Origin of the sequence: Kribbella deserti, from assembly GCF_042434725.1 — a bacterium.
GTDB lineage: Bacteria > Actinomycetota > Actinomycetes > Propionibacteriales > Kribbellaceae > Kribbella > Kribbella deserti.
Window position 1 is genome coordinate 44,560 of record NZ_JBHLTC010000023.1, and the last position, 23,116, is coordinate 67,675.

The following is a 23,116-nucleotide window of genomic DNA, read 5'->3' on the forward strand; positions in this document are numbered from 1 at the left end:
GAGATTCAGACATGACGAGTATCGCATTTATCGGCCTTGGCATCATGGGCAGCCCGATGGCCGTGCATCTCGCGAACGCCGGACACCAGGTGGCCGGTTACAACCTGGACCCCGACCGGGCCAAGCCGCTGGCCGAGGCAGGAGGCCGGGTGGCGACCTCGATCGCCGACGCGGTCAAGGGCGCGGACGTGGTCTGCGTGATGGTGCCGGACTCACCTGATGTCGAGCTGGTGCTGGCCGGACCGGGCGGGGTGTTCCAGAACGCCCAGACCGACACCCTGATCATCGACTTCTCCAGCATCCGGCCCGACGTCACGGTTGAACTCGCGCGACAGGCCCGGGGGCACGGCTTCCGGATTCTCGACGCGCCGGTGTCCGGTGGCGAGGCCGGTGCGCAGAACGCGGCGCTGTCGATCATGGTCGGCGGCGAGACAGGCGACTTCGAGGTCGCCAAGCCGCTGTTCGACGCCGTCGGCAAGACCGTTGTGCACGTTGGCGCGAGCGGTTCGGGCCAGACGGTCAAAGCAGCGAACCAGCTCATCGTGGCGGCCAACATCCAGGCGTTGTCGGAGGCCCTGGTCTTCCTGGAGGCGTACGACGTCGACACCTTGGCCGCGCTCGAGGTGCTCGGTGGCGGACTGGCCGGTTCGGCGGTGCTGAACCAGAAGCAGGCGAACATGCTCTCGCGTTCGTTCGAGCCGGGCTTCCGGATCGACCTGCATCACAAGGACATGGGCATCGTCACCGCGGCCGCCCGCGAGGCCGGCGTCGTCGTACCGCTCGGAGTGCTGGTGGCTCAACTGGTCGCCTCGGCCCGTGCGAACGGCGACGGCGGCCTGGACCACTCCGCGCTGCTGCGTGGCGTGGAGCGTCTTTCCGGAAAGGCCCTGAGCTGATGGCACGTATGCGAGCGGTGGATGCGGCAGTCCTGATCCTGGCGAAGGAGGGCGCCACCCAAGCCTTCGGTCTACCCGGCGCCGCGATCAATCCCTTCTACAGCGCGATTCGCCGGCACGGCGGGATCAAGCACGTACTGGCTCGCCACGTCGAGGCCGCCTCGCACATGGCCGAGGGCTATACCCGTGCCAAGGCGGGCAACATCGGCGTCTGCATCGGTACGTCGGGCCCGGCTGGTACCGACATGATCACCGGGTTGTACTCGGCTTCGGCCGACTCGATCCCGATCCTGTGCATCACCGGCCAGGCGCCGGTGGCGAAGTTGCAGAAGGAGGACTTCCAAGCGGTCGATATCGCCTCGATCGCGCAGCCCGTGACCAAGTGGGCCGTCACGGTGATGGAAGCGGCCCAGGTCCCGGGCACGTTCCAGAAGGCCTTCCAGCTGATGCGCGAAGGCCGCCCGGGTCCGGTGCTCGTCGACCTTCCGGTGGACGTCCAGCTGGCCGAAATCGACTTCGACATCGAGACGTACGAGCCGCTGCCGGTAGCACGTCCGGCGGCGACCCACGCCCAGGCGGAGAAGGTGCTGGCGCTGCTCAACGACGCGGAGCGCCCGCTGATCGTCGCGGGTGGTGGCGTGGTCAATGCCGATGCCGCGGATCTGCTGGTTGAGTTCGCCGAACTGGTCGGAGTGCCGGTCGTGCCGACTCTGATGGGCTGGGGCTCCATTCCGGACGATCACCGGCTGACCGCTGGCATGGTCGGCTTGCAGACTTCGCACCGCTACGGCAACGCCACCCTGCTGGCTTCGGATTTCGTGCTCGGGATCGGCAACCGCTGGGCCAATCGGCACACCGGCTCCATCGCGACGTACACCCAGGGACGCAAGATCGTGCACGTCGACATCGAGCCGACCCAGATCGGCCGGGTGCTCGCGCCGGACTACAGCATCGTCTCCGACGCCAGAGCCGCGCTCGAGGTCTTCGTCGAGGTGGCGAAGCAATGGGCGGCCGAGGGCAAGCTGGCGGACCGATCAGCCTGGGCCGACGACTGCCGTCAGCGCAAGACGACCCTGCAGCGCAAGACGCACTTCGACGCGGTGCCGATCAAGCCGCAACGCGTCTACGAGGAGATGAACCGCGCCTTCGGACCGGACACCCGCTACGTCAGCACGATCGGGTTGTCGCAGATCCAGGCGGCGCAGCTGCTGCACGTCTACCGGCCACGGCACTGGATCAACGCCGGCCAGGCGGGTCCACTCGGCTGGACGCTACCCGCCGCGCTCGGTGTCGCCACGGCCGATCCGGACTCCACGGTGGTCGCGTTGTCCGGCGACTACGACTTCCAGTTCCTGATCGAGGAGTTGGCGGTCGGCGCGCAGTTCAACATTCCCTACCTCCACGTGGTCGTGAACAACTCCTACCTGGGCCTGATCCGCCAAGCGCAGCGCGGACTGGAAATGGACTACTGCGTCCAGCTCTCGTTCGAGAACATCAACAGCCCCGAAGTGAACGGGTACGGCGTCGACCACCTGAAGGTTGCCGAAGGCCTCGGTTGCAAGGCGCTACGGGTGTTCCAGCCCGACGAGATCCTGCCCGCGCTGGAAAAGGCGAAGAAGTTGATGGCCGAGTTCCAGGTGCCCGTCGTGGTCGAGGTGATCCTGGAGCGGGTGACAAACGTGTCGATGGGCACCGAGATCGACGCCGTGGTCGAGTTCGAGGAACTGGCCGAGCGACCCGAGGAAGCTCCGACCGCGCTTGCGCCGCTCGGCTGACGGCATGGCGAAGGTGATTGTGGCCTCCGACAAGTTCAAGGGCACGCTCAGCGGCGAAGAGGTCGCCGCGGCGGTCAGTGCCGGCGTACGGCGAGGTCGCTCCGAGATAGCGGTCGAATCCGTACCAGTGGCCGACGGCGGCGAGGGAACTCTCGCCGCCGCGGTGGCGGCCGGGTTCGAGCTGGTTGCCGTGACAGCCACTGGTCCAACCGGTGAGCTGGTCCACAGCGGCTACGCCCGGCGCGGTCACACCGCTGTCGTCGAGCTGGCAGATGTGTCCGGACTGAGCCGCCTGCCCGGCGGTAAGCCTGCGCCGATGACCGCGACCTCCCGCGGTACAGGCGAGGTCGTGGCCGCGGCAATCGACAGCGGCTGTACTCGGGTGATCCTCGGTATCGGCGGCAGCGCCTGTACCGACGGAGGCGCCGGCCTGGTCCGTGCACTCGGGGCCCGGCTGACCTCTGCGGCCGGTACGGACGTCGCCGAGGGTGGTGCCTTCTTGACTTCGGCGGTATCGCTCGACCTGACCGCCCTCGCGGAACTCCTGGATGAGGTGTCGATCGTTGTCGCCTGCGACGTGGACAACCCGCTCACCGGACTAGCCGGGGCTGCAGCGACGTACGGCGCTCAGAAGGGGGCTGACCCGGTTCAGGTCGACGTGCTCGACGCCGCTCTTGCCCATTGGGCGGATCTCGTCGCCCGGGTGGTTGGCGACGACCAGCGCGAGGCGCCCGGTGCCGGTGCTGCCGGGGGAGTGGGGTTCGCGGCGATGGCGTTGCTGGGCGCGGAACTGCGGCCGGGCATCGAACTCGTACTCGATCTGGTCGGCTTCCACGAACGACTCGCGGGCGCGGATCTTGTCGTTACGGGCGAAGGCTCGCTCGACGAACAGACCTTGCACGGTAAGGCGGTCGCAGGTGTGGCCGCGGCCGCCCGGGCGGCGGGAGTTCCGGTGGTCGCCGTCTGCGGTACGAACCGCCTCGGAGTCGCCCAACTGAGCCAGGCCGGTATCGCCGCGGCGTACGCGCTGACCAGCCTGGAGCCCGACGTACGGCGGTGTATCGCGGACCCGGTTCCGTTGCTGCGGCGGCTCGGTGAGCGAATCGCCGCCGATCAGCTCGGGGGAGATCTACGATGAGCACAACCGAGAGGGGCGTCGCATGACCTCGCTGGATCTGGTCATCCGGTCCCGCCGGGCTATCGGTCCCGCGGGCGAGATACCGCTTGCCCTCGGCATCAAAGGCGGCCGGATCGCTGCGATCGTGCCCTACGATTCGCCGTTGGCCGCCGCGGACCAGATCGACCTGGCCGACGACGAGGTGCTGATGCCCGGCGTCGTGGATTCCCACGTGCACGTCAACGATCCGGGCCGAACCGACTGGGAGGGTTTCACCAGCGCGACCCGGGCGGCCGCGGCCGGGGGAGTCACCACGATCATCGATATGCCGCTCAACAGCATTCCCCCGACGTGCGACGTACCAGCGCTCAAGCTGAAGCGCGAGACGGCCGAGCCGCAGGCGTACGTCGAGGTCGGGTTCTGGGGTGGGGCGATTCCCGGCAACGTCGGCCAGTTGCGGCCGCTGCACGACGCGGGCGTTTTCGGCTTCAAGTGCTTCCTGCTGCACTCCGGCGCCGACGAGTTCCCGCCGCTTGACCCGGCACAGCTCGAACTGGCGATGCGGGAGATCAGCTCGTTCGACGGACTACTGATCGTGCATGCCGAGGACGCCCACTGCATCGAGAACGCACCGCCAGTGCACGGCCGGAGCTATCTGAGCTTCTTGGGATCCCGGCCGCGCGAAGCCGAGCACGCCGCTGTGGCGCTGGTGATCGACCTCGCGCGTCGCACCGGCTGTCGGGTCCATATCCTGCACGTGTCCAGCGCCGACGTTCTGCCGGTGATCGCGACGGCCCGTCGCGACGGCGTGCGAATTACCGCGGAGACCTGTCCGCATTACCTCACCTTCAGCGCCGAGGAGATTCCCGACGGCGCCACGCAGTACAAATGCTGTCCGCCAATCCGCGAGGCCGGGAACCGGGACCTGCTCTGGCAAGGCCTGCGGGACGGGACGATCGACCTGGTCGTGTCGGATCACTCGCCCTCGACGATCGAACTCAAACACCTGTTGTCGGGCGACTTCGGCTTGGCCTGGGGTGGCATCGCTTCGCTCCAGCTCGGCCTGCCGGCGGTTTGGACGCAGGCCCGAAAGCGTGGTTTCGGCCTGGCCGACGTCGCCCGCTGGATGTGCGAGGCTCCCGCGGCCCAAGCGTCGCTGCCGCACAAGGGAAGGCTCGAGCTCGGGTACGACGCGGACTTCAGCGTCCTCGCGCCCGACGAGACCTTCGTCGTGGACGCGAACACCCTCCACCACAAGAACGCCCTCACGCCGTACGCCGGACGAACGCTCGCCGGCGTGGTTCGCAGTACCTGGCTACGCGGCAAGCCCATCGACATTTCCGCCGGCCCTCGCGGCCGGTTACTGATCCGAGGAGACCAACGATGAACCAGCCGCGCTACTACGCCCCCAAGGGTGGACTGCCCGCGCAGACCGAGCTGACCACCGATCGGGCCGTCTTCACCGAGGCGTACGCCGTGCTGCCGCGCGGCACCATGCGGGACATCGTGACCAGCCTGCTGCCGTTCTGGGACAACACCCGGCTGTGGGTGATCGCCCGGCCGCTGTCGGGATTCGCCGAAACGTTCTCGCAGTACATCGTCGAGGTCGGACCGGGCGGCGGCAGCGACAAGCCGGAGACCGAACCCGGCGCCGAGGCCGTGCTCTTTGTTGTCGAAGGCAACCTCGTACTCACGATCGACGGTGAGAAGCACGAGCTCGCACCGGGTGGCTACGCCTTCTTGCCCCCGGCAACCGTCTGGACGCTGCGCAATACCAGCGACCAGGCGGCCACCTTCCACTTCATTCGCAAGGCCTACGAGCCGGTGGAGGGCATCGACGCGCCCGAGGCCTTCGTGACCAACGAGGCCGAGGTGGAAGGCTTCGAGATGCCGGGCACCGAAGGCCGGTGGAAGACCCAGCGGTTCGCGGATCCGCTCGACGTACGCCATGACATGCACGTCAACATCGTCACCTTCGAACCGGGCGGCGTGATCCCGTTCCCGGAGACTCACGTGATGGAGCACGGGATCTACGTGCTCGAAGGCAAGGCGGTCTACCTGCTCAACAAGGACTGGGTCGAGGTCCAGGAGGGCGACTTCCTCTGGCTCCGCGCCTTCTGCCCCCAGGCCTGCTACGCCGGCGGACCCAGCCGCTTCCGCTACCTGATCTACAAAGACGTCAACCGTCACGCCAAACTGTCCCGCCGATTCGGCTGAGCCTCGCCTCTTGCTGTTCACGAGTGGTCGCGTCTGCCCGACATCGGTGATCACCGTCCCCTGAGCCTTCGGATTGTCAGATCAGTCCAGATTTGCCGTCGCGCCATCGCGCCGTCGCGCCATCTTGCCGTTGTGCCGTTGTGCCGTCGTGCTGCCGGTCGGCCGGGTCCGTTGGTGGGTGGCGCCGTTGGTGGGTGGTGCGGGTGGATTCTTTCCCACGGTCGGACTCGGAATGCGGTGGTTGAGGCCGGGCGGTAGTGGCTTTGGCGCGGCGTCGTGCGCGTGGCCAGCCATCGCGCCGGTGGGTTACCACCCCGGATTCCCGGGTGGTAACCCACCTCGCCCGTGGCCAGCCATCCTCACGCCGGCTCAACCGGCCGTCTCATCGGTGGATCCGAACTGGGACCAGACTCGCGCGGTACGGATCGACTCGATGGCTACTGGACGAGTAGGCCGGCGATGAGGAGCGCGACGGGTGGATCAGCAGCCGGTGACGGTGTAGGTCTGGCCGCGGAAGACCGCGTTGCCGGGTACGCCGCAGATGACCGGGTTGCGGTTGAAGCCGGACATGAAGCCACCGGAGGTGATCGGGCTCGCCGGGTTGTAGGGCACGGAGACCTCGAAGTGCAGGTGGTCGCCGTCCGCCTGGCCGACGTCGCCTTCCAAGCCGAGCACGGTGCCCGCGGCGACGAAGTCCCCGACCTTGTGGCCACGGCTGGTCACGGAACCGGTCTGCACGTGGCTGTACTTGCTCCACTCACCGTCCGGGTGCTCGAGCCAGACGTAGTTGTTGTCACTGGTCGGCTCGGCGTTGGTGTCCACGATGTACCGGATCACGCCACCCCGGGCGGCCGCGATCTCGTAGTCCGGGCCGGCCTCGACGCCCGACATGTCGAGCCGTCCGAGCGGGCTGTGCGCGAGCGCGTCGTTCGTGACCTTCACCTTGGTACCGGTCTTGTAGCCGATCCGGTATTCGCCGCTGGACATCGACGGTCCACCGAACCGGTCGTGGGCCTGCGCGACACCGTAGATGCCGGGACTGTCCTGGGTCCAGACCTGGTCGTTCGTGGTGGAGAGAAAGCCCGAGGTGCCGTACAGCACGTTGACCGCGCCGCCACTCGTTCGGGTGTTGACCTCTTCACCGGGCGCACCGGCGGCGAGATCGGCGCGGCCGTTGCCGTCGAAGTCACCGGTGGCCAGCGCGTACCCGAGGTAGTCGCCCGCTTCGGTGGCGCCCTCCACGTTGTTCACGCCCTGGCTGATCCGCTGGTTCACGTTCGGGTTGAGCCCGTTCGGGCTGCCGTACAGCACGGTCAACCGGCCGGCCGCGACCTTGCCGTCGACAACGATGCCGGGGGCACCGATCGCGAGGTCGTCGCCCGCCTGGCCGTTGAAGTTGCCCGCGGCAACCGCGGTGCCGAGCTGGTCGCCGGAGGACGCCGCACCGCCGTCCAGCATGCCGGCCCGGGTGAAGATCTGGCTCCAGTTGGCCTGCAGGCCGTTGACCGTGCCGTAGGTGACGTTGACCGCGCCGGCGTCGCGGGTATCGCCGTCGTTCTCACCCGGTACGCCGACGGCGAGGTCGTCGCGCCCGTCGTTGTTGAAGTCGCCCGCGGCGACCGACTGGCCGTACAGATCGTTCTGCTCCCAGATGCCAGGTACGCCGGGGGTGGCCTGGTTCAGGATCTGGTTGCCGGCGGCAGCGAGGCCAGTGGCTGAGCCGAAGATGATGTTCACGGTGCCGGCGTCGCCCTGGTCGGAGATCGCCTCACCGGGCGAACCGACAACCAGGTCGGCCCGGCCGTCACCGTTGAAGTCGCCGGTGGTGAGCGCGCTGCCGAAGTTGTCGCCGGCCTCCAGGTCGCCGATGATGCCGGGGGAGCCCTGGTGCCAGTTCTGGCTTCCGGTGGTCGACAGACCGGCGCGTCCACCGCGCAGCACGATCACGTTGCCGGCCTGGTTGGCGCCGTCGACGTTCTCCCTGGGTGCGCCGATGGCCAGGTCGTCGCGGCCGTCGTTGTCGAAGTCGCCCGCGGCGAGCGCGGTGCCGAACTCGTCGGTCCGCTCGGCCACGTCCGGCATGCCCGCGGTGGATTGGGTGAAGACCTGGTTGCCGGTGGTGGCGAGGCCGATCGACGAACCGTAGAAGATGTTGACCGCGCCGGCGTCGTACACGTCACCGGTGGCGAGTTCAACGCTTTCGTGCGGTACGCCGACCGCGAGGTCGCCGAACCCGTCGTTGTTGAAGTCACCGCAGGCGCTGGCATGGCCGAAGGCGTCCCCGCGCTCCGCCACTCCGGCGATGCCGGGGTTGTCCTGGTTGATCAGCACGTTGTTCGTCGCGGAGACGCCCGAGGCCGAGCCGTACAGCACGTTGACCGAGCCCGCGCTGTCGAGATTGCCGACGCTTTCGCCCGGCGCTCCCACCGCCAGATCGGAACGACCGTCGTCGTTGAAGTCGCAGGACGGACCCGCGATCGCGTTGGCCGACGAAAGGTACGGCTGACCGAGTACGGCGGCCGCGATGAAGGCCGCGGCGGTGAGTCTGGCGGTGGTTCGTTTCATCTCAGACAGCTCCATTCAAGAACAGTGGATCAAGGGCTTTTCGGAAGTGGTGGAAGCGCTTGAAACGACTCTGCTGGAGCCGCGCCCTGAGGGCATGAGGGTCACCCCCTCAATCCCCGGCCTGGGGGTGTGGGGGTGCCACGGCCCCGACGCCTGGTCCGGCCGGGCGGCGGGACCTCCGGTTGTGTTGGGAGCGGCGTTTTGTCGGTGCGGGCGGGTAGCGTTCTCGTCGTGAACGATGGGGAACGCATTCAGGAACTTGCCGACCAGATCGTGCTGCTGCGCGACGCCTACTACCGCGGTGCGCCCGCGGTGGCCGACGCGGAGTATGACGCGATCGAGGACGAACTGCGGGCGTTGATCGAGGCGAATCCGGAGCTGGCGCCGGATCCGAACCCGCTGGATCAGGTCGGCGCGCCCGCGGTGCTGCATGCCCCGGTCCGGCATTCCCGGCCGATGCTGTCGCTGGAGAAGGCGACCCGCCCGGAACAGGTCGAGGCCTTCTTCAACCGCTTCCCCGGCCGATCCGTGGTGGTGATGCCGAAGCTGGACGGTTTGTCGCTCGCCCTGGTGTACGAGAACGGTCAACTGGCCCGGGCGATCACCCGCGGTGACGGCACGACCGGTGACGATGTGACCCCGCTGGTTCGGGCGCTCGCCGACGGCGTACCGGCCAAGATCGACGCGCCGGGGCGGGTCGAGGTTCGCGGTGAGGCGGTCATGCTGCGGTCCACGTTCGCGGCCTACAACACCAACCACCCGGACAAACCGTTGATCAACCCGCGCAACGCGGCCGCTGGTACGTTGCGGGCGAAGGATCCGGCCACGGTGTCCGAGCGGCGCCTGCAGTTCCTGGCGTTCGACCTGCACACCGATCCCGACAGCACCGACTCCGACCTGGACCGGGCGCTGCGCACGCTCGGGTTTGCCGTGGCCGAGATGCGGCACTGCGATGACGCGGCCGCGGCACAGGCCGTGATCAGCACGATCGAGCAGCAGCGCAACGAGCTGGACTACGACCTCGACGGCGCCGTACTACGCCTGGCCGACCGTGGCGCCTTCGCGGCCGCGGGGACTCGGTCGAGCTCACCGCGCGGCGCTCTGGCGTACAAGTTCGCCGCCGAGGAGAAGACCACCGTGCTGGCCGACGTCGTCTGGGATGTCGGCAAGACCGGCAAGATCGCTCCGGTCGCCTGGCTCGAGCCGGTGTTCGTCGGTGGTACGACGGTCACGCGCGCCACCTTGGCCAACCAGGAGGTGATCCGGGCCCGCGGTATCAAGATCGGCGACACGGTTCTCGTGCGCCGGGCCGGTGACGTGATTCCGTTTGTCGCCGGCGTGCTCGACGCCTCCCGGCGAACCGGCGCGGAGCGGGACATCGTGCCGCCCACCAACTGCCCGTCGTGTGAGCAGCCGTTGACCGAGCAGGGCAACAGCCGCGAGCTGTTCTGCACGAACGTGTCCTGCCCGGCGCAGACCGTGCGCCGGTTGATCCACTGGGCCTCACGGGCCGCGGCCGACATCGACGCGATCGGTGGCGTGTGGATCGAGCGGCTGGCCGAGGCAGGCATTCTCGAACACCCGTCGGACTTCTACCACCTGACCAAAGAGCGGCTGCTGGAGTTCGACCGCATTGGCGAGGTCTCGGCCGCGCGGATGATCGAGTCGATCGACGCCAGCCGCCAGGTCGGTCTGCGCCGCGCCTTGATCGGTCTGGCCATCCCGATGGCATCGGAAGGTACCGCGGCCCGGCTCTGCCGTGCGGGGTTCGGCTCCCTGGAGGAGGTCGTCGCGGCGGGGGAGGAGGGCCTTGTCGCCGTGGACGACATCGGGCCGAAGGTGGCGGCGTCCCTCGTCGAGCACCTGAATCGCCTTCAGCCTGAGCTCCAACGCCTGCGCGAGGCCGGCGTCTCACTCGACGTCCGCGAGGAGGACCTGCCACCGGTTGTCGCCGCGGGTGCACCGCTCGCCGGGAAGACCGTGGTGGTCACCGGGGCCATCAGCGATCCACGTTCTGGCGAGAAGGTGCCGCGGCCGGCCTTCCAGCGCTTGTGCGAGAAGGCCGGCGCGACGATCGCCTCGTCGGTGTCCGCGAGCACGGACTACCTGATCACCGGTGCTGACGTGGGCGCCTCGAAGCTCACCAAAGCCGAGAAGCTGGAGGTCGAGGTCGTGGACCAGGGCGAGATCTGGTCCCAGCTCTTTGCCGCCGGCATCACCCTCTGACCGAAGGCGGGCGCCCCGCGCCCGCCGTTCAGAGGACGGAACCGCCGAGATCGGCGAGGGCGGCCGCGCGGTGGTGGTCGACCTTGCCGTCCGCGACCACCACGGCGTACCGGTTGGTCATCACCTCGCCGCTGCCGAACCGGACTTCCTCGCTGAAGAACGGCGCCGGGCCGAGGCAGCCGAACGGCTCGGAGCGGGCGAACCACTGCGGCGGGTGCTGTGCGTTGCTCGGCGCGTCCACCATCACGATCGAGGACGAGCCTTCGAGTTCGTCGTGCTTGCCGGTGAAGGCCATCCACGGCGCGTGCCGCCCGCGCAGCGTTTCGCCGGTCGCACCGTCCGGCCCGAGCACCGTACCGCCGGTGAACGAGCGCGGCCCGCGCCAGAACAGGCCGCCGTACCCCGCGTCGGGACGACCTTCGGTGGTGGGCGAACCGATCTGAATGTCCGAGCCGCTGACGTTTGTCATCGAGGTCTCGAACGTCAGGATCCAGGCGTCGCTTCCGGGCTCGACCCGTGCGGTGAGACGGCGGGCCTCCGTGACCACGTGGGTGCCGTCGCTGCGATACCAGTCGAGGTCGTGGGCGTACCCGAACACGCCGTCCGTCACGTCAATCTCGTTGGTACGGCGATGCCGGGTCGCGCCGTTGTTGTCGAGCGATACGTAACCACGATCGGCCCGGAAGCTGGGACCGCCCCAGAAGTTGTCGGCACCGAAGTGCGGCAACGACCAGGCGATCCCGACGTGCCACAGATGATCGTGCGGCCGGTAGATGCTGATGAGCCGGCCGCCGAGAGTCCGTAGCGGGTGGATGAACGGCCGCGGTGATTCGTACTGGTTGGCGGTGGATTGATAGACGTACGTGAACAGCTCGGTGTCCGCGCTCGAAACCGACACGCTGGCCGTTTCGTCGTCGCGATAGCTGAGGTCGCTCATGCGCTGGTCTTCCCTTCGTTCCAGGGTTCCGCGAAGCCGTCCATGCGTTCCTCGAACACACCGCCCTGCTGGATCTCCGTACGCGCGACCGATTGCTTGGTGATCGCGGATTGGTAGATCGCGGCAACCAGTTCCATCGTCACGAGTGCATCGGTGAGACCGACCGGCGGCGGCGTTCCCTCGGCGCGCGCTCGCAGCCAGACCTCGTACTGCGACTGATGACTGCTCCGTTCGCCATCGGCCGCCGTCCACGTCAAGTCGTCCGCGCCAGGCGCCGGGGTAAACCGCCAGTCGGCACCGGTGTAGCCGTAGAGGTGGTCGAGTTCGACCGTCGCCAGCTCATAGTCGAGCCGCAGGTAGGACGCCTCTCGCGGCGAGATCAGCGAGTTCGTGATCGTCGCGACCGCGCCAGACTCGAATCGCACGATCGCGCACGACACGTCTTCCGTGGCGGTCCGCCGCGCGAGCTTTCCGGCGTACGCCGTCACTTCGGTCCACGGTCCCCACAGGTCGAGCAGCAGATCGAACTGGTGGATGCCGTGGCCCATCGTCGGGCCGCCGCCTTCGACGTCCCACTTGCCGCGCCACGGTACGTCGAAGTACGGCTGGTCACGGAACCACAACGTGTTGCACACACCCACCAACGGACGGCCGAGCGATCCATTCGCGTGCAGCCTTCGCAACTGCTCCGCGCCCGGGCCGAACCGGTGCTGGAAGATGCAGCTCACCGTGCCCGTCGAACGTTCTTCGGCCTCGGCCAACTCGTGCAGCTGCCGCAGTGACAACGTGGGTGGCTTCTCGATCACCACGTTGACACCGGCCTCGAGCGCCTCGATGGCGAGCGGCCCGTGGCTGGCGGGCGGCGTACAGATGACCACCGTGTCCACGTCACCCTCGGCGAGAGCCTCTTGTAGCGAGGAGGCGGTCCGGCTCACCGGCCAGCGTTCCGCGAAGGCCTTGGCCCGGTCCGGGGCGAGGTCGATCCCGGCCACCAGCCGGACCTGGTCCGGGAAGGCCGACAACGCGTTGGCGTGCGCGTTCGCGATCCCGCCGGTGCCGACGATCGCGACGCCGTACGGCGCCACCGGGGTGCTCGCCGTGGACGGGTCGGCGGAGGTTGTGGAGTGCATACAAGCTCTCTTCTCTGGAGCGGGAGATCTCTGGAGCGGTTGGCCTACTTCGAGACGGAGGACTTCATCTCCCGGATCGCGCCCTCGGCGGCCGCCTCCGGTGTGGCTCGGCCGAACAGCACGTCGGCGCCCTTCCGGGTGAGGATGTCCGTGATCGCGCTGCCGCCGACGGGCGTGACCGGAGGGGGCGGGGCCGCGCGCTCGGCCACGGTGTTGAGGAACTGCAGGGCCTGCTGGTCGGTCGTGGTGAGCTTGCTGGTGATTGCCGCACGCAACTTCGTGTTGGCCGGTACGCCGCGCTCGGTCAGCAGCAGGTCCGCGGCCTTCGGCGAATTCGCCAGGAAATCAAGGAACTTCGCGGCCTCCGCGGGGTGCTTGCTGCGTGACGACACCGACCAGTACATCGACGGCTTGAGGTAGGAACCCGCGTAGTTGCTCTGCGCCTGCCCGGGCGCGCGCAGCAGTTTGAGGCCGCTCTTGCTGACCTTTTCGTACGCCGTCAGCTGGGTGTTGAACATCATGCCGATGGCCATCTTGTTCGTCGCCAGCGCGCTCTGCTCGATCCCCAGCGTTGTCGCTTCCTCCTGCGCCGACGGCGACGGGGTGACACCGGCCTTCGTCAGGTCCGAGTTGAGCTGCCACCAAGAGGCGAGGGTCTCCGGCTTGACGACGATCTCGCCCTTGTCGTTGAACAACTGGTCACCGTGCTGCCGCGCCCACAGATGCGCCTCGGTATCACCCGAGGCCAGCTGCGTGCCGACGACACCGTCCTTGCGGCCTTTGTCCGCGAGCCGCTTCGCCGTCGCCGTGAAGTCGTCCCAGCTCCAGGTCGCGTCGTTCGGCAGCGGTTCGCCGTACTTCTTGAACAACACCGGGTTCGCGACAAACGAGAAGACGGCCGCGCCGACGGGCAGACCCACCAGTTTGTCCTCCACCTTGCCGGCGGCCAGGAGCTTGGCGTCGTAGTCGGCGGTATCGACCTCCTGCTTGCCCAGGTCGAGCAGCGCGCCGCGTCCGCCGTACTCGGCGATGTACTTCTCGTCCATCTGAATGATGTCGGGGGAGTCGTTGGCCGCGGTCTGGGTGGCGAGCTTGTCCCAGTAGCCACTCCACTCGCCGAACTCGCCCTTGACCTTGATGTTCGGGTTCTCGGCTTCGAAGGCGGCGATCACCTTCTGCGTGAGCTGGTGCCGGACATCCGAACCCCACCAGGTGAAGCGCAGCGTGACCTGGCCGCCGGCTTCGTCCGCGGGGTCGTTCGAACCGCAGGCGGCCAGCGGCAGGACGAGGGCGAGCGCCGCCACTCCGACTGCCGCGAGACGCCCGATCGAGGGTGGTCGGTTCATGGCTGGATCCCTTCGTGCCGACGGCGTGGTCGCCGTACAGGGTATGCGCTTTCCCGAGTGGTTCGGCTCAAATTAGTGATCGATCACTTTCGTGTCAACAGCGAGTGGACCGGCACTTTCCGACGTACGATTCGGGCACGATCACGGTGCTGTGGAGGAGGCGGTTGTGGCCCAGGTGGATCCGCCGCGGCGGGCGACCATCCATCAGGTGGCGCAGTTGGCCGGGGTCTCCCACCAGACCGTCTCGCGCTACCTGCGCGACGACGGCGGGATGAAGCCGGCGACCCGGCTGCGGATCGACTCCGCGGTCAAGGCGCTCGACTACCGGCCGAACCTGGTGGCGCGGTCGATGCGGACCAGGCGGACGAACCGGCTCGCCATCGTGTTGCCCTCGACGCTCTACTTCCCGCACCGGCTCGTGCTCGCCGCGTCCGCCACCGCGCACGAGGCCGGCTACCAGCTGGACATCGTCAGCGCCGAAGGTGGCGCCGAGCAACGCGTGCGCCGGATCACCGACCTGGCCGATTCGGGTCAGGTCGACGGCATCCTGTCGCTGGCGCCGGTCGACGTACCGGCCGGTGGGCGCATTCCCGTGCTGATCAGCGGCACGTACGACGAACAGATGCACGGGCTCGGCGAACTGGCCGACGGCTCGGCGGTGAGCGAGATCATCGACCACCTCGCCGGGCTAGGCCATCGCACGTTCTTCCACCTCGCCGGTCCGCAGTCGTTCACCTCGGCCCGCAACCGCAAGGTCGTCTACCTGGAAACGATCGCGCGCCTCGGCCTCCGGTCGTACGGCGTCACCGAGACGGACTGGTCCGCGCAATCGGCGTACGACGTGATCACCGGTCTACCCGCCGATTGCGGTGTGACCGCGGTGGTCGCGGCGAACGACGTACTCGCGATGGGCGCCATCCGTGGCGCGTTCTCGCGCGGCTGGCGCGTTCCAGACGACCTCAGCGTGTTCGGCTGGGACGATGACGAGGTCGGCCGCTTCGCGACGCCATCGCTGTCCACGGTGGTCGTCGACCGCGAGGCCCAGGGCCGGGACGCCATCCTCCACCTGATCGCCGCCGTCCGCGGTGAACCTGCGCCACCCCCGTCCCCGGGACCGCTCAACCAGGTCGTCGTCCGCGAATCCATCGCCCCGCCTCCTCCTGCTGCGCGCTAGCCCTGGATCGGCCCTTCGCGCAGCACCCCTCGTACCTCGTCCAAAGACGTCCCGGGCGAGAACTCGGCCAGCCACCAGGTCGCACCCGCCTTCGCGTAAGGCGCTGGATCCGTGCCGGCCGGAAGCGGGATGGCGATGTCGTACGGCGCTGCCGGGTCCTGGCGGAGTCCGGCGATGGTCGCAACGGCTTCGGCCAGTTGGTCCGGGTGTTCGAGATTGACGGGGAAGAACCCGTCACACCGAGCAGCCCGGCGCAGGGGTTTGACCTTGCCGGGGAATCCCGCCACCCACACCGGTACGCCTGGTTCCTGAACCGGCCGGGGGAGGAACGGCATCCCGTCGACGATGTAGTGCTCGCCCCGGTGGCGTACTGGTTCACCGGACCAGGCGGCGTTGAGGATCTCCAGGGATTCGTCGAGCATCTGGCCGCGCAGCCGATCGTCGAGTTGTTCGCCGGTGCTGGAGAACTCCTGGCCGAATCGGTCGCTGCCGATACCGACTCCCAGGGTGAGACGCCCCTCGCTGAGGCGGTCCAGCGTGGCGGTCTCGCGGGCGACTTTGGCCGGTCGGCGGCGGGGGAGCGGAGTCACCATCGGTCCGAATCGCAGCCGCTCGGTCGCGGTGGCGATCGCGGTCAGCGTGATCCACGGGTCGGCCACCTGCCGTACCGGCTCTCGCCAGTGCACGTGGTCCCACACGAAGACCGCGTGCCAACCGGCCTCCTCCGCCTCGGCGGCCAGCCGCGCGACAATCGCGGCATCGGCAAGTTCGTCGAACAGCGGCAACCACAGCGCCGAGCGAAGCCCGCTCATCCCTGCTTGCCCGAGGTGTGAGCGATCAGCAGAACCGGCAGCGCGGCCGGATCGTTCGGATCGCCGCAGGATTCGACGCGGAGATCGACTCCGTTGATTCGGGAAACTCGGTCGCCGTTGCTCAGCTCGGTGGTCATGGCTATCAGGCTAGGGACGCAACCCAATCGTGGAAAGCCTCCCGCGGCGGCCCACTCGTCCGTGGGACCATCGGCACGTGCACATCGGCGTACTGCGGCTAGGAGCGGTTGCCCTGCTCGTCGCCCTCATCGGTGTCGTGATCGCACTGGACACGGCGGATCAGCGCAACTTCGCACAGAAGATGCTGGCGGCCGGCGTTCCCGCCACGGCGACGGAGGTCGTGCTGAAGGTCTCCGACGGCAAGGGTGGCAAATACGTCGACGCTGTCAGGGTGACCATCCCGACTTCGGACGGACAATCCAGGCAAGCCGAATTGGCCTTCAGCCTGGCCGAACCAGAGGGCGCCGAGCCGGGACGCCGGACTCCGGCGGCCGGCAGTCGCTACGCCGCGCCGCTGGCGGTGTTGTACGACCCGAGTGCGCCCAGCGAATTGATCGCCACGGTCGACGCCCGGTCCTTCGCCACAGCTGACGAGCCGATCTGGATCGGCAAAAGCATGGCTTTGATCGGCTTCTCCGTGGTCCTTGGATGTCTGATTCACGTGGTCATAGCCGCGCGGCGGCGAGGGCACCGTTGGTCCTGGTGGGGCCCTTCGCCGCCGCGGCGACATTAGGTTGGTGTCCGACTCAGGACACTAGCCCAGGCGGACGTCCATCACCCGGATCGGTGAGGGCGTGGTGCCGGACGAGCGTTGCTGGTACTGGAACGAGAGGACGCCGTCCACGGCCATCCGCGATGCGTCGACGTTCACCTCGCCGAACGCGTTCATCGACGGCCGGTCGAACACCAGGGTCCAGTCGGTCCAGCCGGTGGCCTTGCTCGCCGACACGATCCGGCCTCGCGGCATCACCAGATAGGCGTTGTCGTTGCGATCGAAGACAAGCTTCGTACGCTGCGTGCTTCCCGGCGGAACGGGGACCTCGCGCTTGGTCCAGGTTCCGTTCGAGTTGCGTACGACGTGGAACGTGCGGCCGTTCTGCGTGCGTTGCTGCGCATAGTTGGTGACGCACTGCGTGAACCGACCGGGCACGTAGCTGATCACCACGTGCGGTGCGCCGGTGGAGTCCGCCGCTTGCCCTTCCTGGTTCATCAGGCCGTGGTTCGGAGCGAGCCGATCCGCGATCAGGCCAGGAGAGTTGATCGAAACGCGGGTGCCGCCGGTGGTGCCCACGACGGAGCCGGCGCTATTGCGCCAGGTCCGGCCCCGGTCGTCGCTGTAGACGTAGCCGGTGTCGTGGTTGGTCAGGCCGCCGGAGCTGCAGGAGACCCGGCTGTTGCCCTCCCGCCAGGTGAACGCGGCGTGCAGGCGTCCGCGCCCGTCGTAGGTAAGACCGTGCAGGTACATGTTCCGCGTCGAGGACACAACACCGTTCGGCCCGGTGTAGTTCCCGGTCGCGGAGGACCAAACGCCGAGCTTGCGCCAACTACCGTTGGTGTACTCGGCCAGTTCGTTCACTCCGTTGCCGGACCCGCCCGTGCGGTAGCTGAACTGCAGCGCGCCCTCGGGCGTCACTACGAACTGCGGGTAGGTCATGTTGCCGAGGTCGACACCGCCGAGACTCCTTTGCACCGCGCCGAACACCGACGCGGACCAGCGGTGCGAACCGGGCTGGGTGGCAAGTCCCGCTACCGACTTGGTGTAGTAGATCCTCGTGTTGTGGGTGTCCATCCCGACGTGCAGCGTGCCGTCGCGCGGGGAGATGCCGAGCGAGATCACGTTGTGCGAGTCGTTGATGCTCAGCCGGTGCGGCAGTACGGCCTTCTCCCAGGTGCTGCTGCCCAGCACGCGCCGCGCGATCACGGCGTTGCGGGTGGAGGTGTACCACGCCGCGTACTGATAACCGTTGTAAGTGACCAGGGCGTCCTGGAACGCGTTGTTGTTGACGAGTCCGTCGTACGACACGAAGTACAAGGCGGACGAGTCCAGCACGGTGTCCGACAGTACGGTGACGCCGGGGCCCGCCTGCGCGACCGTGGGCTGAAGCATCGACGAGGCCAGCAGCGCCAACGCCGACAGCGCCGACAAGGCCGCCCTCATCGGGCCACTCCGTCGATCTGAATCGTCTGGACCGCGCCTGCGGCGAACGGTACACGGACGAGTTTGCCGGTCACGATGAGGTCCTGGCGTTGGGTGTAACGGTCGCCGGCGCCGGACGTCAGCGTGGACCAGCGAGTCGCCGTACCGTTCGGCACCAGACCGAACGCCGACAAGTCGAAGGTCAACGTCTGCGCCGCACCGTTGTTCGCGGCAACGATCACCAGCCGGCGCGCCGCGGGATCGTGGGCCGCCACGGCGTAGTCCACACCGGAGTTGATGATCCGCATACCGGGCCGGATGTGCCGGGTGAACTGCGCCAGCACGTACAGCTTCGTCTCGACCACGCCGGCCCGGCCGGTGCTGCCGTCGTACCGGATCGCGCCCCAGCCTGCCGTCGGGTCCATCACCTGCCAGTAGGCCCACGCGTTCGGCTTGAGCCAGCGGAAGTCGGCCAGCAGGCACCGGGCGGTCATCATGCCGGTCCCGTTGTTGTCGCCGTGCTCGGAGTTCCACAAGACCTTGCCCGCGGCCCGTACGTCGTTGCCCAGCAGGTCGCGGCGACCGCTCAGGCCCTGATAGCCGTGCACGTTGACCTGGCGGACCCGGTTCTTGGTGGCCGCGTCGAAGCTGTTCCAGGTGGTGCGGGCGAGATCGTAGTTGGTCTCGTCGGAGGCGGAGATCGCGATGCCGGTGAGGCCTTGCCGGTCGAGTTCGGTCCGCAGGTGGCCGATGACGCTGCGCTGGGTCGTGGCGGGGATGTTGCAGCCTTCCTGCTTACCGTCGGCTCGCCACCAGTTCGACGACGGCTCGTTGAAGGCGGTCGCCGTTTTGAAGGTCACGCCCCACTGATCGCGGGCGCGTCGGGCGGTGACGGCCAGGTGCAGCGCATGCTGGCGGTGGTTCCACGACTGCAGGTTGGGGCCGCCGCCGGCGGAGCCGGACGGATTGTGATTGGAGCACATCCACCACATCGGCGAGTTGGCGAACAGCTCACTGATCGCGCCACGCTGAGTGGCCTTGACCAGCATCGCGCGCTGTTTGGCGTCGGCGTTCCAGTTCCAGGCCGAGGACGCCGGGTCCTCGTTGCGCCAGTCCTGCCAGAAGCCCTCGATCTGCTTGAACCGCGGAATGTTGGGTGAGGCAACCATCCGCGCGGTACCGACCGCGTTCCAGCTGCACGCGCCGAGGTTGTAGCGGGCGATGTTCAGGCCAAGGCCGGGCAGCGCGGCGCCGTTGTAGGTGACCGTTTTCGTGGTGAAGAACAGGTCGGCGAAGTCGTCCCGGTCGCCGAAGACGTTGGCCCACCAGGCCAGCGAAGTACCCCACCCTTCCCACCCGCCCTGGTCGGCGGCGGGATCAACACGCACGGTAGCGTCGGCTCGGGCCGCTCCGGTGCTGAGGACTCCGCTGGCGGCCGTGACGCCGGCCGCGGCGAGCAGAGTTCGACGGTTGATTTTTGCTGGTGAGCCCATGGCGATCTCCTGGCGGATAGAGGACGCGGGCAGGAGGTGAGTCCCCCTGGTGAAGTGTGGAGACCATCGCAGCGGGTAACGGATGTGGTCAACGGAACGTTCAGGAACGTTCAAGCTCGATCGCAGCCGAACGACGGCTGGTCACCGCATCCTGGGATCACGGGTGGGATCGGCGTACATACGCGGGCAGCCGTTTTCGACCGCCCGCGGCCGTAGTTCGTAGTGCCAGGGTTCGTTGCGGTAGATCTGGCACAGTCCATATCTCGCGCCATGTTCGGACAACCAGGCCTTGGCGTCGGCGTGGCCGATATCGACCGCGTGCCCGGAAACGTGCGACGACTTGTCCGGCGTGGCCACCCAGCGGGAGGCCTCTTCCTGCGAGCCGTACTTCGAGACCGCTTCGCGAAGAAGCCGCTCTTGGTACGCCGGTGAACGCCATCCGCTGTTGACGTAGAACTCGACGCCGTCGTCGGCCGCATCCTTCGCCGCTTTCCGCAAGGCCTTGCGGAGCTTGGGATCGAGGTTCGCCACACCGGGATACCGGTCGTCGAACACCTTGGCGCGGTCGGGCAGCGCGCCGCCGTTCGCGGTGGTCGCGTCGCTCTTGTGCCCGTTGTCACCGTGAACGACGTCGGCGATCGAGGGCGCCGACGACAGCACCGACCGGCTGGCCAGAATTCCGATGATCGCGGCGGTGACAACGATCAGAACGACGGCGTAGGGTCGAATCGTTCTGCGGGGTTCAGGTCTGGTTGACAGTTGACTCATGCTGTCAGTGAAGGCAATCCGATGTTGTCACGACGTTTGGCGTTTTCGATACGCCGGCGATATGTGCCGCCTCGTAGCATCGGAGTATGCGTGTACTGGTCGTCGAGGATGAGCCCTACATGGCAGAAGCGATCCGCGACGGCCTACGGCTGGAGGCGATCGCGGCCGATATCGCCGGTGACGGTGATACCGCGCTGGACCTGCTGAGCGTCAACGCCTACGACATCGCCGTGCTGGACCGGGACATTCCGGGCCCGTCCGGTGACGAGATCGCCAAGAGCATCGTTGCCTCCGGCAGCGGTATGCCGATTCTGATGCTGACCGCCGCCGACCGGCTCGACGACAAGGCCTCCGGGTTCGAACTCGGCGCCGACGACTACCTCACCAAGCCGTTCGAGCTCAAGGAGCTGGTGCTCCGGCTGCGGGCGCTCGATCGCAGGCGCGCGCACAACCGGCCACCCGTGCGTGAGATGGCGGGCCTGCGGGTGGACCCGTTCCGCCGTGAGGTGTACCGCGACGGGCGGTACGTCGCCCTCACCCGGAAGCAGTTCGCCGTACTGGAGGTGCTTGTCGCTGCCGAAGGTGGAGTGGTCAGCGCCGAGGAACTGCTCGAGCGGGCCTGGGACGAGAACGCGGACCCCTTCACGAACGCCGTGCGCATCACCGTCTCGGCACTACGCAAGCGCCTCGGTGAGCCCGGCATCATCGCCACCGTGGCCGGCGTCGGCTACCGCATCGACACGGATTCCGGGCAGACCGAACGTGGCTAGGGAGCCGGGGAAGAGCGTTCGCCTCAAACTGACGCTCAGCTACGCGGGCTGCATCATGCTGACCGGCGTCATGCTGCTCGCGGTCGTCTGGCTGTTCCTGTTGCGATACATCCCCTGGGCGATTCGCGACCCAAGGCAGGACGGCCGCCCGGGCATGCCGGGGCTGGGCGTACCGGATCGCTCTGACCTGCTGATCGCCTTTGTGCCGAAGGTGCTCGTGATGCTGTTCCTCCTGCTGGTGTTCGGTCTCGGCGCCGGCTGGCTGCTCGCGGGTGCCATGCTCGCGCCGCTGGCTCGTATCACTCATGCCACCCGCATGGCCGGGAACGGATCGCTGTCCCACCGGATCGAGCTGGAAGGACGCAACGACGAGTTCCGCGAACTCGCCGACGCCTTCGACACCATGCTCGCACAACTCGAGGCGCACGTTGCCGAACAACGGCGCTTCGCGGCCAACGCCTCCCACGAACTGCGCACGCCCTTGGCGATCACGCAGACGCTGCTCGATGTCGCCCGCAAGGATCCACAGCGCGACAACGGCGAACTGGTCGAACGGCTGCACTTCGTTAACACCCGGGCGATCGATCTCACCGAGGCGATGCTGCTGCTCAGCCGCGCCGACCAACGGTCCTTCACCCGATCCCACGTCGACCTGTCGCTGATCGCGGAAGAGGCCACCGAAACGCTTCTTCCGCTCGCCGAGAAGAGCGGTGTCACCATCGAGACCTCCGGCGATCCGGCTGCCACGCTCGGGTCGTTCGCGTTGCTGCAGCAGGTCGCCACGAACCTCGTGCACAACGCGATCGTGCACAACCTGCCGTACCAGGGCAACGTGTGGGTCACTACCTCGGCCGGTCCGGACAGTGCGGTGCTCACCGTCGAGAACACCGGTGAAAAGCTCAGCTCGCAACTGGTCTCGACCTTGGTCGAGCCGTTCCAGCGCGGCACCGGGCGCATTCGTACCGACCATGCCGGCGTTGGCCTCGGTCTTGCCATCGTCAAAAGCATCACCCGAGCCCACGACGGAAGCCTCACCCTCACCCCCCGCCCCGACGGCGGCCTTCGCGTAACCGTCAAACTCCCCGCGGCCCCGGACCATCCATAGCGCGCCCAGCCTCGTAATGGCTAGGAGGCGGTTCGGCGCCGCGGACCGGCACCCGGTGGGACTTCTCCGTGCAGGTGGGGGATGTAGACGAGCTTCTGCGTCCGCCCGTCGAGCACGGTGGACTCGACCAGTTCCAGGTCGAGCTCGGCCCCGCCGTGCAGCAGGGCCGCTTGGCCGGCGCGACCCGAAACGGCGGGGAACATGAGGATCTCGAGACGGTCGACGAGACCCGCAGCGAGCAGAGCGCGGTTCAGCGAGATGCTGCCGTGGGACCGCATCGGTACGTCCGTGGTGCGTTTCAGACGCTCAATCGCCGCCACCGCATCCTCGTTCAGCACGGTCGAGTTCTGCCACCCGAGCGGTTCCTCCAGCGTGCTGGAGAAGACCACCTTCGGCAGCTCGTTCAGGCTGTCGTAGTACGGCTCGTCGTACTCGGCCACGAACTGCCGGAACTGCCGGAAAGTCGTCGCGCCGAAAACGAGCACCTGGTTCTGAGCGAACGTGCGCACCCGGTCCTCGCGGACCTCCGGGCCTTCCTTGCCCCAGTAGCCGGGCCAACCTGTGGCCATGCCGTACCCGTCCACAGTGCAGAAGAAGTCAACGGTAAAGGTGGTGCTCATGGCGCTCTCC

General features: G+C 67.7%; 20 protein-coding genes. 10 read left to right on the forward strand and 10 right to left on the reverse strand.

All coding sequences use genetic code 11. From position 1 onward, the window contains the following. Positions 1-11: 11 nt before the first annotated feature. Genes ACFFGN_RS19265 through ACFFGN_RS19285 form a run of 5 tightly spaced genes read left to right on the forward strand, consistent with a single transcriptional unit; the run spans position 12 to position 6,005 of the window. Complete coding sequence (locus ACFFGN_RS19265; RefSeq protein WP_380049462.1) at positions 12-896, forward strand: 2-hydroxy-3-oxopropionate reductase; 885 nt, start codon at positions 12-14, stop codon at positions 894-896. After that, positions 896-2,671 (forward strand): glyoxylate carboligase, encoded by a 1,776-nt coding sequence (gcl, locus tag ACFFGN_RS19270; protein ID WP_380049464.1) that lies wholly within the window; start codon positions 896-898, stop codon positions 2,669-2,671. The genes ACFFGN_RS19265 and gcl overlap by 1 nt, the downstream gene beginning before the upstream one ends. A gap of 4 nt (positions 2,672-2,675) precedes the next feature. Next, on the forward strand, positions 2,676-3,809 hold the full coding sequence (locus ACFFGN_RS19275; RefSeq protein WP_380049466.1) for a glycerate kinase: 1,134 nt from the start codon (positions 2,676-2,678) through the stop codon (positions 3,807-3,809). 22 nt (positions 3,810-3,831) lie between these two features. Continuing rightward, positions 3,832-5,175 carry an allantoinase AllB gene (gene allB, locus ACFFGN_RS19280; RefSeq protein WP_380049468.1) on the forward strand — a complete coding sequence of 448 codons (1,344 nt, stop codon included), beginning with the start codon at positions 3,832-3,834 and terminating at the stop codon, positions 5,173-5,175. Beyond that, positions 5,172-6,005 (forward strand): bifunctional allantoicase/(S)-ureidoglycine aminohydrolase, encoded by an 834-nt coding sequence (locus ACFFGN_RS19285; RefSeq protein ID WP_380049470.1) that lies wholly within the window; start codon positions 5,172-5,174, stop codon positions 6,003-6,005. Before allB ends, ACFFGN_RS19285 begins: the two co-directional genes overlap by 4 nt. Positions 6,006-6,485: 480 nt before the next feature. On the opposite strand, the gene ACFFGN_RS19290 is transcribed toward ACFFGN_RS19285, so the two are convergent. Next, on the reverse strand, positions 6,486-8,570 hold the full coding sequence (locus ACFFGN_RS19290) for a peptidoglycan DD-metalloendopeptidase family protein (protein ID WP_380049472.1): 2,085 nt from the start codon (positions 8,568-8,570) through the stop codon (positions 6,486-6,488). A gap of 231 nt (positions 8,571-8,801) precedes the next feature. Here ACFFGN_RS19290 and ligA point away from each other — a divergent pair, with 231 nt between their 5' ends. Further along, positions 8,802-10,796: an NAD-dependent DNA ligase LigA gene (ligA, locus tag ACFFGN_RS19295; protein WP_380049474.1), complete on the forward strand. Its 1,995-nt coding sequence runs from the start codon at positions 8,802-8,804 to the stop codon at positions 10,794-10,796. 28 nt (positions 10,797-10,824) lie between these two features. Here the strand turns inward: ligA and ACFFGN_RS19300 are convergent, their stop codons facing one another. The 3 genes from ACFFGN_RS19300 to ACFFGN_RS19310 are packed head-to-tail and all read right to left on the reverse strand — an operon-like array spanning position 10,825 to position 14,209. Next, entirely contained in the window at positions 10,825-11,733 is a 909-nt protein-coding gene (locus tag ACFFGN_RS19300) for a DUF6807 domain-containing protein (protein ID WP_380049476.1), read from the reverse strand. Next, complete coding sequence (locus tag ACFFGN_RS19305; protein ID WP_380049478.1) at positions 11,730-12,863, reverse strand: Gfo/Idh/MocA family protein; 1,134 nt, start codon at positions 12,861-12,863, stop codon at positions 11,730-11,732. The genes ACFFGN_RS19300 and ACFFGN_RS19305 overlap by 4 nt, the downstream gene beginning before the upstream one ends. A 44-nt stretch (positions 12,864-12,907) precedes the next feature. Next, complete coding sequence (locus tag ACFFGN_RS19310; protein ID WP_380049480.1) at positions 12,908-14,209, reverse strand: ABC transporter substrate-binding protein; 1,302 nt, start codon at positions 14,207-14,209, stop codon at positions 12,908-12,910. Positions 14,210-14,375: 166 nt separating this feature from the next. On the opposite strand from ACFFGN_RS19310, the gene ACFFGN_RS19315 reads away from it, so the two are divergent. Next, positions 14,376-15,383: a LacI family DNA-binding transcriptional regulator gene (locus ACFFGN_RS19315; RefSeq protein WP_380049482.1), complete on the forward strand. Its 1,008-nt coding sequence runs from the start codon at positions 14,376-14,378 to the stop codon at positions 15,381-15,383. Here ACFFGN_RS19315 and ACFFGN_RS19320 read toward each other — a convergent pair. Both ACFFGN_RS19320 and ACFFGN_RS19325 read right to left on the reverse strand, forming a co-directional pair. Continuing rightward, the gene (locus tag ACFFGN_RS19320; RefSeq protein ID WP_380049484.1) at positions 15,380-16,195 is read right to left on the reverse strand and encodes an LLM class flavin-dependent oxidoreductase; all 816 of its coding nucleotides are present in this window, start codon (positions 16,193-16,195) and stop codon (positions 15,380-15,382) included. The two genes, ACFFGN_RS19315 and ACFFGN_RS19320, sit on opposite strands and share 4 nt — an antisense overlap. Next, positions 16,192-16,332 (reverse strand): hypothetical protein, encoded by a 141-nt coding sequence (locus ACFFGN_RS19325; protein WP_380049486.1) that lies wholly within the window; start codon positions 16,330-16,332, stop codon positions 16,192-16,194. The genes ACFFGN_RS19320 and ACFFGN_RS19325 overlap by 4 nt, the downstream gene beginning before the upstream one ends. A gap of 29 nt (positions 16,333-16,361) precedes the next feature. On the opposite strand from ACFFGN_RS19325, the gene ACFFGN_RS19330 reads away from it, so the two are divergent. Continuing rightward, a complete protein-coding gene (locus ACFFGN_RS19330) occupies positions 16,362-16,946 on the forward strand; it encodes a hypothetical protein (protein WP_380049488.1) in 585 nt (194 codons plus the stop codon). Positions 16,947-16,967: 21 nt separating this feature from the next. On the opposite strand, the gene ACFFGN_RS19335 is transcribed toward ACFFGN_RS19330, so the two are convergent. The 3 genes from ACFFGN_RS19335 to ACFFGN_RS19345 form a co-directional block, all read right to left on the reverse strand. Beyond that, positions 16,968-18,371 (reverse strand): BNR repeat-containing protein, encoded by a 1,404-nt coding sequence (locus ACFFGN_RS19335; RefSeq protein ID WP_380049490.1) that lies wholly within the window; start codon positions 18,369-18,371, stop codon positions 16,968-16,970. Then, positions 18,368-19,843, reverse strand: coding sequence for a glycoside hydrolase (locus ACFFGN_RS19340; RefSeq protein WP_380049492.1), 1,476 nt, complete (start codon positions 19,841-19,843; stop codon positions 18,368-18,370). The genes ACFFGN_RS19335 and ACFFGN_RS19340 overlap by 4 nt, the downstream gene beginning before the upstream one ends. 141 nt (positions 19,844-19,984) lie before the next feature. Then, a complete protein-coding gene (locus tag ACFFGN_RS19345; protein WP_380049494.1) occupies positions 19,985-20,611 on the reverse strand; it encodes a M15 family metallopeptidase in 627 nt (208 codons plus the stop codon). A gap of 86 nt (positions 20,612-20,697) precedes the next feature. Between ACFFGN_RS19345 and vanR-Sc the strand changes: the two genes are divergently transcribed. Next, a complete protein-coding gene (gene vanR-Sc, locus ACFFGN_RS19350; protein WP_380049496.1) occupies positions 20,698-21,381 on the forward strand; it encodes a VanSc-type vancomycin resistance response regulator transcription factor VanR in 684 nt (227 codons plus the stop codon). Further along, entirely contained in the window at positions 21,374-22,486 is a 1,113-nt protein-coding gene (locus tag ACFFGN_RS19355) for a sensor histidine kinase (RefSeq protein ID WP_380049498.1), read from the forward strand. Before vanR-Sc ends, ACFFGN_RS19355 begins: the two co-directional genes overlap by 8 nt. 20 nt (positions 22,487-22,506) lie before the next feature. Here ACFFGN_RS19355 and ACFFGN_RS19360 read toward each other — a convergent pair whose 3' ends face one another. Next, the gene (locus ACFFGN_RS19360; protein WP_380049500.1) at positions 22,507-23,106 is read right to left on the reverse strand and encodes a dihydrofolate reductase family protein; all 600 of its coding nucleotides are present in this window, start codon (positions 23,104-23,106) and stop codon (positions 22,507-22,509) included. Between the last annotated feature and the right edge of the window lie 10 nt (positions 23,107-23,116).

What these genes read in the sequence shown, in the direction of transcription:
- ACFFGN_RS19265 (WP_380049462.1), top strand. Translation starts at nt 12, where the DNA reads ATGACGAGTATCGCATTTATCGGCCTTGGCATCATGGGCAGCCCGATG.
- gcl (WP_380049464.1), top strand. Translation starts at nt 896, where the DNA reads ATGGCACGTATGCGAGCGGTGGATGCGGCAGTCCTGATCCTGGCGAAG.
- ACFFGN_RS19275 (WP_380049466.1), top strand. Translation starts at nt 2,676, where the DNA reads ATGGCGAAGGTGATTGTGGCCTCCGACAAGTTCAAGGGCACGCTCAGC.
- allB (WP_380049468.1), top strand. Translation starts at nt 3,832, where the DNA reads ATGACCTCGCTGGATCTGGTCATCCGGTCCCGCCGGGCTATCGGTCCC.
- ACFFGN_RS19285 (WP_380049470.1), top strand. Translation starts at nt 5,172, where the DNA reads ATGAACCAGCCGCGCTACTACGCCCCCAAGGGTGGACTGCCCGCGCAG.
- ACFFGN_RS19290 (WP_380049472.1), bottom strand. Translation starts at nt 8,570, where the DNA reads ATGAAACGAACCACCGCCAGACTCACCGCCGCGGCCTTCATCGCGGCC.
- ACFFGN_RS19300 (WP_380049476.1), bottom strand. Translation starts at nt 11,733, where the DNA reads ATGAGCGACCTCAGCTATCGCGACGACGAAACGGCCAGCGTGTCGGTT.
- ACFFGN_RS19305 (WP_380049478.1), bottom strand. Translation starts at nt 12,863, where the DNA reads ATGCACTCCACAACCTCCGCCGACCCGTCCACGGCGAGCACCCCGGTG.
- ACFFGN_RS19310 (WP_380049480.1), bottom strand. Translation starts at nt 14,209, where the DNA reads ATGAACCGACCACCCTCGATCGGGCGTCTCGCGGCAGTCGGAGTGGCG.
- ACFFGN_RS19320 (WP_380049484.1), bottom strand. Translation starts at nt 16,195, where the DNA reads ATGAGCGGGCTTCGCTCGGCGCTGTGGTTGCCGCTGTTCGACGAACTT.
- ACFFGN_RS19325 (WP_380049486.1), bottom strand. Translation starts at nt 16,332, where the DNA reads ATGACCACCGAGCTGAGCAACGGCGACCGAGTTTCCCGAATCAACGGA.
- ACFFGN_RS19335 (WP_380049490.1), bottom strand. Translation starts at nt 18,371, where the DNA reads ATGAGGGCGGCCTTGTCGGCGCTGTCGGCGTTGGCGCTGCTGGCCTCG.
- ACFFGN_RS19340 (WP_380049492.1), bottom strand. Translation starts at nt 19,843, where the DNA reads ATGGGCTCACCAGCAAAAATCAACCGTCGAACTCTGCTCGCCGCGGCC.
- ACFFGN_RS19345 (WP_380049494.1), bottom strand. Translation starts at nt 20,611, where the DNA reads ATGAGTCAACTGTCAACCAGACCTGAACCCCGCAGAACGATTCGACCC.
- vanR-Sc (WP_380049496.1), top strand. Translation starts at nt 20,698, where the DNA reads ATGCGTGTACTGGTCGTCGAGGATGAGCCCTACATGGCAGAAGCGATC.
- ACFFGN_RS19360 (WP_380049500.1), bottom strand. Translation starts at nt 23,106, where the DNA reads ATGAGCACCACCTTTACCGTTGACTTCTTCTGCACTGTGGACGGGTAC.